This is a genomic window from Marinobacter sp. (genome assembly GCF_014859525.1).
Classification (GTDB): Bacteria; Pseudomonadota; Gammaproteobacteria; order Pseudomonadales; family Oleiphilaceae; genus Marinobacter.
In genome coordinates, this window is record NZ_JACUUB010000031.1 from 23916 (window position 1) to 34908 (window position 10993).

A 10993-nucleotide genomic window follows, 5' to 3' on the forward strand; every position below is an offset into this window, starting at 1 on the left:
AGCACCGGCAGCCAGCAGCCATGGCGTCAAAAGCAGCCTGACCCGATGGCGTTCCAGTGCCGCTTTCATTCAGCGCAACCGCTCAGTTGCCTTGCGCCGGCACTTCCCGAATGCGGCCATGCTCATCAATGGCCACGTACACAAACAGCCCTTCGGTCACCTTGCGGGGAGTTTTGGCGGTACGGTCCAGGGTCCAGACCTCCACATTGATCTTCATCGAGCTGCGGCCGATGTCGACCAGCTCGCAGTAGCAGCTGACCTGCGAGCCAACCCGCAGGGGCGACAGGAATTCCATCCGGTCCATGGCGACGGTGGCGTTGCGGCCCAGGGAAACACGCCCGGCCATAGTGGCGGCGGCAATGTCCATCTGTTTGACCAGCCAGCCCGCGAACACGTCGCCGTTGGCGTTGGTGTCTGAGGGTAGCGGAATAATCTGCAGCGTCAGTTCGCCGCGAGGACTGGGTTTGTCGTCATCGTATGCCGTCATGAAAGTCGCCCGTAATAAAAGCTTGTGATTTATTTTACCTGCATGGTAGCGGGCTGGCCGCGGTCTGCAAGAAAATTTGAACAAAGCGTCGACATTTCAAATGCTGTAACAAAGTTGTCACAGAGCCCCATTAGCATTCACTCATCGGTAAAGCAGATCCATACACAACGTCCACCGATAAATGGAGACTTAACGTGATGAAACTGAAAGCAGCTTTTGCCTCTGTTGCCCTGGCGGGTAGCATTGCGGCGGTATCCACACCGGCCATGGCCCGCGACACGATCAGCATCGTGGGTTCCTCTACCGTTTATCCTTTTGCAACCGTGGTTGCAGAGCGTTTTGGCCGTAACACCGACTTCCCAACCCCGCGAATGGAATCGACCGGTTCTGGCGGTGGTTTAAGCATTTTCTGTCAAGGTATCGGCACCCAGCATCCTGACATTACCAACTCCTCTCGCCCGATCAAAAAGAGTGAATTTGACCTCTGCAAATCCAATGGCGTAGAGGATATTGTAGAAGTGCGTATCGGCAGCGACGGTATCGTGATTGCGCAGTCTGCACAGAACGAGGCGCTTGACCTGAATCTTGAGCAGATTTTCCTTGCTCTGGCGAAAGAGGTACCGGACCCCAGTGGTGCCGAAAAGTTGGTTCCGAATCCGTACAATAAGTGGAGCGATATCAGCTCCGACCTTCCGGATGTGGCGATTGCAGTCATGGGGCCGCCCCCGACTTCTGGCACTCGTGATGCCTTCGTTGAAATTGCGATGGAAGGTGGCTGTTCGGTTTACCCCTTCATCAAGGCAATGCCCAGGAACGATTTTCGGGCGACTTGTCGTAGTATCCGCGAGGATGGCCCGTTCATCGATGCCGGTGAAAACGATAACCTGATTGTCCAGCGTTTGTCCCGGGATACCGGTACCTACGGGATTTTCGGCTACAGCTACCTGGCTGAAAACCGCAACGTTATCCAGGCCGTTACCGTTGACGGTGTAGAGCCGACCCCAGAAACCGTTGGCAGCGATGAATACCCGGTAGCGCGGTCACTGTTCTTCTACGTCAAGAAAGCCCACGTGGGTGTGGTGCCCGGTATTCAGGAATACATTGCGGAGTTCACCAGCGAAGCCGCCTGGGGTGATAATGGCTACATGGTAGACGTTGGTCTGATCCCGATGCCTCGCGCTAACCGGATGGAAGTGGCCAAGCGAGTCAAGGAACTGACTCCGATGACGGCTGCTGACTTTAAGTAAGATACGTTGAAGAGATGTAAAAGAAACGCGAGCCCAGGTGCTCGCGTTTCGCATGTCAGACAGAAACAGACTTTATTCACACCACGAAGCAGAGAACGTTATGCAAACTGCTAATTTGTTGCCCTTGGTATTGGTGTTGGCGGTGGTGGCTTATTTTCTCGCCCACTCGCGCTCAAGGGCGGTTGCGGAACCCATAGGTGGCATTCGCAACCTGAAATCGCTTCCCTTCTATTACGCAGCAAGAGCCTCGCTGTGGTGTGCCATACCGGCATTGTTGGTGCTTGCTGCCTGGGCAGGATTCGAGGCCAAGGTTATTCAGATGATTGTTATTGGCTCTCTGCCGCCCGAACTTGCACCGGATTCCGCCGGAAGAGCGAGCCTTCTGTTATCGCAGATCAGCAATATCGCGTCAGGAAGGCTATCGCCAGAATTTGCTCCTGAAGGTGTTGTTGCGGCAGCCGAACTTCTGGAAACCCTGCGCGCCCAAAGCAAAACATTCATGACGATTCTGGTGTTGTTGATCGCGGTGCTCGGTGCCAGTTTTGCCTGGACCCGCGTTGCGCCCCATATCAATGCGCGGGAGAAAGTCGAGAAAACCTTGCTGCGCATTTTCTTCGTGTGCGCCGCCATCGCGATTCTCACCACGCTTGGAATTGTCTTTTCGGTGATTATGGAGACTTTCCGGTTTTTTCAGCAGATACCGTTCTGGGACTTTATTACGGGAACCAGCTGGAGCCCCCAGATGGCGTTGCGAGCTGACCAGGTTGGCGCGGAAGGGGCATTTGGTGTTATTCCGCTGTTCACAGGTACGCTGTTGATATCGGTTATTGCTCTGTTAGTGGCCGTGCCAACGGGCTTACTGTCGGCTATTTACTTGTCGGAGTATGCCAGCAAGCGGGTTCGTTCTGTGGCAAAGCCGTTACTGGAAATGCTGGCGGGTGTTCCAACCGTTGTTTACGGTTTTTTTGCCGCGCTGACTGTTGCTCCTTTCATTCGGGAGTTTGCCGAAATGATTGGTTTGACGGCCTCCTCCCAAAGTGCCCTGGCGGCCGGCCTGGTCATGGGCATTATGATTATTCCGTTTATCTCATCGTTGTCTGACGACGTGATCAATGCGGTCCCGCAAACCATGCGCGACGGTTCACTCGCGTTGGGTGCGACTCAGTCTGAAACTATGAAAAAGGTTATCTTTCCGGCAGCTCTGCCGGGGATTATGGGTGGCATTCTGTTGGCGGCTTCCCGTGCGATCGGAGAAACCATGATCGTGGTCATGGCGGCGGGCCTGGCTGCAAACCTCACCGTTAATCCGCTCGATACCGTAACAACCGTCACCGTTCAGATCGTTACCTTGCTGGTCGGCGATCAGGAGTTTGACAGTCCGAAAACACTGTCTGCCTTCGCGCTGGGCATGCTGCTGTTTGTCGTGACCCTGTTGCTGAACGTGATCGCCCTGAAAGTCGTCCGCAAGTATAGGGAACAATATGACTGATCAACGCTCTCAGGCGGACATTGTTCGTCGCTCGCTTAAAAAACGCTACCGTAAAGAAAAGCGATTCCGGGCATACGGTGTGCTCGCGGTTTCGATTGCACTGGGCGCTCTGGTTATCCTGTTCGCCGACATCATCGGCAAGGGCTGGACCGGTTTTATCAAGACCACCATCACCCTGGAGGTGATGCTGGACGGTGACTCCATGTATCTGGACGATCCTACCGATGCCGATCAGCGGGCCATGGCGGATTTTTCCGCTCCGATTATCGCCGCCTTGCAAAAACAGCTGCCTGAGGTTTTGGAGGCCGGTGAACTCCGCCAGCTGAACCGGCTCGTGGGCTCATACGGGAGTAACGACATCAGAGACCTGTTACGAGCGCAGCCAGAGCTGCTCAACACCAGCCAGACCCTGACCTTTCTGGCCAGTGATGCAGTGTCGGTCTACGTCAAGCACAGTGATAACCCCAGCTACAGTATCCGGTTGTCGGAGCAACAGCAGCACTGGGTAGATCAGTTGCTGGCGAAAGGCGTCATTGAAACCAAATTCAATAACGTATTCTTCACCAGCGGGGATTCCCGTGAGCCGTCCAATGCCGGTATTCTGGGGGCGCTCGTGGGCTCTCTCCTGACATTGATTGTTACCCTGGCGATTGCCTTCCCGGTTGGTGTGGCTGCGGCCATCTACCTGGAGGAATTTGCCCCGCAAAACAAATTTACCGACTTTATTGAGGTAAACATCAATAACCTCGCTGCGGTTCCGTCGATTATCTTCGGTCTGCTGGGTCTGGCGGTCATCATTAACACCTTCGGTATGCCCCGCTCGGTGCCTGTGGTTGGCGGTCTGGTGCTGGCGTTGATGACCTTGCCGACCATTATCATCTCCAGCCGCGCTGCCATTAAGAGTGTTCCCCCGTCAATTCGAGAAGCGGCAGAGGGGATCGGTGCGTCCAAGATGCAAGTTGTTTTGCATCACGTGTTGCCGTTGGCCATGCCCGGCATGCTCACAGGGTCGATTATTGGTATGGCCCAGGCGCTGGGTGAAACCGCTCCATTGCTGTTGATCGGTATGGTGGCGTTTATTGTGGATGTGCCGGATGGCTTTTTCAGTGCTGCAACTGTCTTGCCCGTACAGATCTATCTCTGGGCCAGCAGTGCCGAGCAGGGGTTCATTGAGCTGGCGTCTGCAGGCATCATGATCCTGTTGACCTTTCTGATTAGTATGAATGCATTGGCTATCTGGCTGCGCAAGCGTCTTGAGCGTCGGTGGTAAAGGAGCGAATGATGAGTATTAACGAAAAGATCCCTAACGTAGCCACAAAGCCGGATGAGGCACCTATGACCAAGCAGGCAGCGGCATTGGCGGTGGAAGCAAAGAGAGAAGACATCGCCGTCGAAGAAGGTAAAACCGTTGGTTTGCCTTACTCCGATAACCCCAAGTTCAAGCTTCGTAACGTTGAAGTGTTTTATGGTGAGGAGCGTGCGATCAAGAACATCAGCCTGGACATCGCCCGGAACGAGGTAATTTCCTTTATTGGCCCGTCCGGCTGCGGTAAGTCCACGTTTTTGCGCTGCCTGAACCGGATGAACGACAGCATCGATATCTGCCAGGTCAAAGGGCAGCTGCTGTTGGATGACGTCGACATCTACCACTCAAAAAGAGATGTGGTGGAGCTGCGGGCCCGCATCGGCATGGTATTCCAGAAGCCGAACCCGTTCCCGAAGTCTATCTACGATAACGTGGCCTATGGCCCGCGCATTCATGGCCTGGCCAATCGTAAATCGGACCTGGACGAGATCGTTGAGAACAGCTTGCGTAAAGCTGGCCTCTGGAATGAGGTGAAGGACCGGCTGGATGCTACCGCCACCGGCATGTCCGGTGGTCAGCAGCAGCGTTTGTGCATCGCTCGGGCCATTGCAGTCAGCCCGGAAGTGATTCTGATGGACGAGCCGTGTTCAGCGCTTGACCCGATCGCCACCGCAAAGGTGGAAGAGCTGATTGCGGAGATGTCGGAAAGCTACACCATCGTGATCGTAACCCACTCGATGCAGCAGGCGGCCCGGGTATCTCATCGCACCGCGTACTTCCACCTGGGGCATCTGGTGGAGGTGAATGAGACCGACAAAGTCTTTACGTCTCCGGAGCATGAGCTGACCGAATCCTACATTACTGGCCGCTTTGGTTGATGGCAGCCCCTGGAACATTGGAGATATCAGGTATGTCGAATAAAAAGGACGATGTCTACGGAGATCACATCTCCGCGAAGTTCAATGATGAGCTGATGGAACTGAAAACCCAGTTTCTGAACATGGGCGGTCTGGTGGAAAGCCAGGTGGAGCATGCCATTCAGGCCCTGGTGGACAATGACGGTCAACTGGCGGAGCAGACTCGCCTCAAAGACAAGGCTGTCGACAAGATGGAAATGGACCTCGATGAAGAGGCCATTCTGGTCATTGCCCGCCGGCAGCCCACGGCCCGGGATCTTCGGCTGGTTATTTCAGTGATCAAGATGGTGGCCGATCTGGAACGGATGGGCGACGAGGCCAAGAAGATCGCAAAGATGGCCATCAAGTTGTCAGAAGAGGGCCTGGCACCCCGGGGCTATATCGAAATCCGCCATATTGGCAAGCACGTGCTGAGCATGCTGCACGATGCCCTCGATGCCTTTGCCCGCCTGGATTCCGATCAGGCGTTACGGATCATGAAGGAAGACAAGCAGGTTGATGAAGAGTATCAGGCTGCGGCGCGGGCGCTGTTGACGTTCATGATGGAGGATGCCCGTAACATCAGCCGTTGTATGATGGTGATGTGGGTTTTACGTGCCCTTGAGCGCATCGGCGATCACGCCTGTAACATTGCAGAGCATGTCATTTTCATGGCCAAAGGCGAAGACGTTCGTCATTCGCCCATGGAAGAAGCCGAGCGAGTGGTCGGGCGCTGAGTTCAGGCCTGCTTCATTTTGTCGGTATACGGCGGCCAGCCTAATGGCTTGCCGGCCAGCAGGTGCAGATGGATGTGAAACACCGTCTGCCCTGCGTTTTCCCCGCAGTTCATCACCAACCGATAGCCATCCTCGGCAAAACCCATGTCCCGGGCCAGTTTTCCGGCTACCCAGTACAGGTGCCCCACCACCTCGCGGTCACCCTCTTCGATGTCGTTGATGGTGGCGATGGCTTTTTTCGGGATGATCAACAGGTGCACCGGGGCCTGGGGATTGATGTCTCTGAATGCCAGGCTGAACTCGTCTTCGTACACGATGTCGGCCGGGATTTCCCGGTTGATGATTTTGGTGAAGATGGTGTCAGACATGATGCCTCCTTGGTTGTTTTGGAAACGCTGGGATCAGCCGGCTAGATCCGGTTGAGACCGGGCAGGCGGTGGAGAATCTGTTGCACCGGACCGGGTAGCTGTTCGTCCAGGCCCATGGCATAACGGGCGACCCGGTTGCGGGCAAAAGGCAGGGCGCGGGCAGCACCCAGGCCCAGATTACGGGCCAGGTGCACCGGTGGAATCTGGTTGCTGAACAGATGGTAGAACAGATCCATGGCCAGCATCATGCGCCGGTTGGCAGGGCGCCGCTGCTGTTCATACTGGCCAAGCCAGCGAGGGTTGGCCAGGTCATCGCCGCTGCGCCGGGCCTCCTTGAGCAGGCCTTGCAGGCATTGGGCGTCCTGAAAGCCGAGATTGACACCCTGGCCGGCCAGCGGATTGATGGTGTGGGCGGCATCACCGGCCAGCACCACGCGGTTCAGGAAGTAGTGTTTGGCGTGCTGCCGGGCAATCGGGAAGCTGGCTTTGGCGTCGATGTGGGTCAGGTGCGGCAGCCTGTCCGGGAAGGACTTGCCGATTTCCGCCATCAGTTGTGCATCGCTCAGAGCTTTGAGTTCCGCCAGGCGGGCCGGACTGTCGTACCAGACCAGCGAGCCCCAGGTTTCATCAGGATGTTGGTCGCCAGCACCGTGCAGGGGCAGAAAGGCTCTTGGCCCACTCGGGAAGAAACCTTGCCAGGTGATGTCTTCAGGCGGTCCCAGATAGCGGACGGAAATGACCATGGCCTGTTGCTGATATTGATCCCGAGTAACGCCGATACCGGCCAACGTGCGAACCTGAGACATAGCTCCGTCGGCGCCAACGATCAGTTGGGCGCTCAGTTCTGTGCCATCCTCGAGGGTAACGCGGGCGCAGTCAGGGCTCTGCTCCAGCGAGGTAAGGCCTTGTCCTGTCATCAGGGTGACGTCGGGTTGTGCCTGCGCGGTTTGCCAGAGCGCGTTCTGGGTGACACTGTTTTCCACAATGTGGCCCAAGTGATCAGCGCCAAGTTGGGCGGCGTTGAATTCCACTTCGGTCAGTGAACCGGGCAGCAGGCGGCTGAGCGGGTGCGGGGTTTCGTCCCAGACGGCCAGCCGGCGGTAGGGTGTGGCCCGCATGGCAACCAGAGCCGGCCAGGCACCGAGGCTTTGCAAGTAACGTTCGCTACCGGCACTGAGCGCAGACACCCGGATATCGGGGCTGGCGTGGGCATCAAAATCCGCGGGTACTGCTTTGTCAATCAGGCCCACGCGGATGCCTTGCTGGCCAAGGCCGGTGGCTAATGCGGCGCCGACCATGCCGGCGCCAACGATGATGATGTCAAATGCTTGGGTCATATCCGGTTCCTGTCTGATGGCACCAGTTTACGCGATGCCACGGGCCAGACAAGCCGCCGGAGTCAATCCAACGGGTTTCAGTACCCCGCCATGCCGGATAAGGCGCTTACCTCGGCCGCCTCCGGTCTTCGGCGGCCTTTCACCAGCCAGGCGGGTTTCTGGGCACCGGGGCGGGTGAACCCCTGGTTGATCACCATGGGTTGAACCAGTCGCAGGAAATCGGCGGTTTTCATGTGGATAGATTCGGTGTGTGTACCGGCCGCAAAGGCGAGTTCGGGTTGTTCCGTCAGCACCTCGGCGCAATAAACCGTCATGCCAAACAGCTTGCCGAACGGTGGCATGGCACCTACTTCGCAGTCCGGAAAGCGGTCCTGAAATGCCTGCTCGTTGGCAAGGTCAACAAAATCGGTATCCAGCACCCGGGACAGCCGGTCCCAGCGCACCCGCCAGGTGGCAGGCATCACCAGCATGGCCATTTTGCCATCGAGTTCAAGAATCACGGTTTTGACCACCCGATCGCCGGCTATCTGGACGTGTTTGGCCAGCTGTTGAGCGGTAAAGGCAGGGGGATGGGAGAGGCACATGTATTCCACACCTGCCTCATCCAGGAATTCTTTTAATTGTTTCACCGGCATAGTCACAACCTCCTGACAGCATGGTCGGTGTTGTGGAGCCATCTGCCTTCCCGGGCCTGGCCCCGATGGCAAGGGGAGCGGCCGCCCCTCCTTACCGTCAGCTTAGCCCAGGTTGAGCTGTTTGCGAGTATCCATCTGTTTTTGTGTGTAACGGTTCGGCTCAGTCGGCCTTGTACATGTGTACATCGCGCTGTGGGAACGGAATCGTGATGCCTTCCGCATCGAACGCCTTCTTCACTTTTTCCTGCATATCCCAGTAATACGGCCATAGATCGTCGGTGGCCACCCAGGCACGAAACATAAGATCAACCGAGCTGTCACCAAGGGCGCTAACACAGATTCTCGGTTCCGGATCTTTCAGTGAGCGCTCATCTTCGTCGAACAGGCGCTGAAGAATGGCTTTGGCTTTGTCGATGTCGTCGTCATAGTGGATGCCAAAGGTCATGTCACAGCGGCGTTTGTCGTAGATGCTGACGTTCACCAGCGTGGCGTTGGAGAGGCTGCCGTTGGGGATAACGATACGGCGGTTATCAAAGGTGTTGACCACGGTGTAGAGGATCTGGATTTCCGCTACGGCACCGAGGTAGCCCTGGGCCTCAATGGTGTCGCCCACTTTGAAGGGTTTGAAAATCAGAATCAGCACGCCGCCGGCAAAGTTGGCAAGGCTGCCTTGCAGGGCCAGGCCGATGGCCAGACCGGCGGCACCGATCACCGCGATGAAGGAGGTGGTTGCAATGCCGATCATGGAGGCGACGGAGATCAACAGCATGACCTTGAGCACGGCGCTGATCAGGCCACACAGGAATTTGTTCAGGGTGGGGTCTTTCTCGCCTAATTTTTTATCAAGCACCGATACAAAGCGATTGATCAGCCAAAGACCGACAACCAGAGTAACGATAGCCAGTACAACCTTCGGTGCGTAAACCATGACCAGAGCAATCGCCTGATCCATCCATTGGGCAGCTTGATCGCTACCACTGAAGATGTCTTCCATAAAAAGAGGCTCCTTGTTCATTAGACTTGTTTGAGTAGGGACCGGGCCTGGCCTGGCCACACGATGGCCACTGCCAAGTGCGTCTTTACGCAGTATAGAGCACTATCGGATTAATACTGTATCGGCGAATGCAGCCAATACGAGGGTCATTTAATGATTACGGATGGCTTCTGGCAAACGCCCGAATCGTTTCCGGGTTGCCCCTCACCATAATGCGGCCCTGCTTTTGACTTAACTGGTAGTCATACATGGGGTCATAGTAGTCCGTCAGCAACGACTCGATCCAGGCATGATGGCCATCAAGATTGCCGGTGGACTGCTGTTGGTCGAGAGCCCGCTCCATGAGCTGCCGCAGGTGCTGGTGGCGTTCACCGCCCAGGCGTTTGTGAATCCGGTCCAGGGCGCTGAGCAGGTAGTCCCGGAAGTTCAGCCAGCCGGCTAGCTCGCCATCTCTTGCTCTGTAATCCGAGAACATGGCTTCAACATAGTCTGCGCGAATGATCGCGATGCGCTCTTCCATGGGTTGTTCAAGGACCAGTAGTGGCGATTCCGCCATGCGCTCGCGCATCCGGTCCGGGAGTGCGCACCGGCCAATAAGCCGGCTTTCGTCTTCAAGATAGACAGGGCCACCGATCAGGTGGTGTGCCTTCAGCATGGTCACTGCCAATTGGTTTTCAAAGTCGATCTGGGACGGTTGTGGTGTGACTTGTCGGCCAAAACTCGAGCCGCGGTGGTTGGCCAGTCCTTCAAGATCCACCGGGTTGGGCAGGTCCAGCAATACCCGGGTTTTTCCGGTGCCGGTACGGCCACTCACGATCCGGAATTCCTGGGTTTCAATCAGTTGATCGAGACTGTCGATCAGAAAGCGGCGCAGTGCTTTGTAACCACCTTTGATCAGCGGGTAATCAATGCCGGAATCCTTGATCCACTGCTGTGTCAGTCTGGAGCGCAGGCCCCCACGAAAACAGAACAGGTAACCCTCAGGGTGTTGTGCGGCAAAGCGCTTCCAGGCTTCGATTCGCTGTGCTTTAAGATCGCCGGACACCAGTTGATGGCCCAGTTCGATGGCTTTGTCCTGCCCTTTTTCTTTGTAACAGATGCCAATGCGATGCCGTTCTTCATCGTTCATCAGGGGGGCATTTTCGGCACAGGGGAAGCTGCCTTTGGCGAATTCTACTGGCGCCCGCACATCCATCAGTGGGATGTCGCTCAGGAACAGGTTGAGGTAGTCATCGGTATCGGGTCTGCTGGCCATGGACATGGGTCGCTGTTGCTCATGAATAAGGTGCCAGTATACCGGACTGCCGATACCTCAGCCAAAAGGTACAATGCCTGCCTCAAAACGGCGTTAAAGGACAGGCAATGACCCCAGACACACTCAATCAGCACCTTCAGCGAACGTTGAGCCGTGGCCGGGTTGCGACGTCGGCGCCGGCGCCGGCTGGCTGCCCAAGCCTGCCTCTGTATCTGTTTGATCCTTCAGTGTTAGAGGGGCCG

At 56.3% G+C, this 10993-nt stretch carries 11 protein-coding genes; 5 read left to right on the plus strand and 6 right to left on the minus strand.

Features of this window, described 5'->3' with window-relative positions:
- Nucleotides 1–82: 82 nt before the first annotated feature.
- Complete coding sequence (locus IBX51_RS08455; RefSeq protein ID WP_291830706.1) at nucleotides 83–487, minus strand: acyl-CoA thioesterase; 405 nt, start codon at nucleotides 485–487, stop codon at nucleotides 83–85.
- A 197-nt stretch (nucleotides 488–684) separates the two neighbouring features.
- Between IBX51_RS08455 and IBX51_RS08460 the strand changes: the two genes are divergently transcribed.
- The 5 genes from IBX51_RS08460 (at nucleotide 685) to phoU (ending at nucleotide 6162) form a co-directional block, all read left to right on the plus strand.
- Nucleotides 685–1734 carry a substrate-binding domain-containing protein gene (locus IBX51_RS08460; protein WP_291830716.1) on the plus strand — a complete coding sequence of 350 codons (1050 nt, stop codon included), beginning with the start codon at nucleotides 685–687 and terminating at the stop codon, nucleotides 1732–1734.
- A gap of 100 nt (nucleotides 1735–1834) precedes the next feature.
- Nucleotides 1835–3223: a phosphate ABC transporter permease subunit PstC gene (gene pstC / locus IBX51_RS08465; protein ID WP_291830707.1), complete on the plus strand. Its 1389-nt coding sequence runs from the start codon at nucleotides 1835–1837 to the stop codon at nucleotides 3221–3223.
- Nucleotides 3216–4493 carry a phosphate ABC transporter permease PstA gene (gene pstA, locus IBX51_RS08470; protein WP_291830708.1) on the plus strand — a complete coding sequence of 426 codons (1278 nt, stop codon included), beginning with the start codon at nucleotides 3216–3218 and terminating at the stop codon, nucleotides 4491–4493. The genes pstC and pstA overlap by 8 nt, the downstream gene beginning before the upstream one ends.
- Nucleotides 4494–4558: 65 nt before the next feature.
- Nucleotides 4559–5407 carry a phosphate ABC transporter ATP-binding protein PstB gene (gene pstB, locus IBX51_RS08475; RefSeq protein WP_291830718.1) on the plus strand — a complete coding sequence of 283 codons (849 nt, stop codon included), beginning with the start codon at nucleotides 4559–4561 and terminating at the stop codon, nucleotides 5405–5407.
- A gap of 32 nt (nucleotides 5408–5439) precedes the next feature.
- Complete coding sequence (gene phoU, locus IBX51_RS08480; protein ID WP_291830709.1) at nucleotides 5440–6162, plus strand: phosphate signaling complex protein PhoU; 723 nt, start codon at nucleotides 5440–5442, stop codon at nucleotides 6160–6162.
- Between the two features lie 2 nt (nucleotides 6163–6164).
- Here phoU and IBX51_RS08485 read toward each other — a convergent pair whose 3' ends face one another.
- The 5 genes from IBX51_RS08485 to mnmH all read right to left on the minus strand — a co-directional run bounded on the left by IBX51_RS08485 (nucleotide 6165) and on the right by mnmH (nucleotide 10751).
- Nucleotides 6165–6530 (minus strand): histidine triad nucleotide-binding protein, encoded by a 366-nt coding sequence (locus IBX51_RS08485; protein WP_291830710.1) that lies wholly within the window; start codon nucleotides 6528–6530, stop codon nucleotides 6165–6167.
- Between the two features lie 41 nt (nucleotides 6531–6571).
- Complete coding sequence (locus tag IBX51_RS08490) at nucleotides 6572–7867, minus strand: FAD-dependent monooxygenase (protein WP_291830712.1); 1296 nt, start codon at nucleotides 7865–7867, stop codon at nucleotides 6572–6574.
- A gap of 77 nt (nucleotides 7868–7944) precedes the next feature.
- Nucleotides 7945–8502, minus strand: coding sequence for an aminoacyl-tRNA deacylase (locus tag IBX51_RS08495; protein ID WP_291830713.1), 558 nt, complete (start codon nucleotides 8500–8502; stop codon nucleotides 7945–7947).
- A gap of 160 nt (nucleotides 8503–8662) precedes the next feature.
- On the minus strand, nucleotides 8663–9496 hold the full coding sequence (locus tag IBX51_RS08500) for a mechanosensitive ion channel domain-containing protein (RefSeq protein WP_291830714.1): 834 nt from the start codon (nucleotides 9494–9496) through the stop codon (nucleotides 8663–8665).
- Between the two features lie 157 nt (nucleotides 9497–9653).
- The gene (mnmH, locus tag IBX51_RS08505) at nucleotides 9654–10751 is read right to left on the minus strand and encodes a tRNA 2-selenouridine(34) synthase MnmH (RefSeq protein WP_291830715.1); all 1098 of its coding nucleotides are present in this window, start codon (nucleotides 10749–10751) and stop codon (nucleotides 9654–9656) included.
- Between the last annotated feature and the right edge of the window lie 242 nt (nucleotides 10752–10993).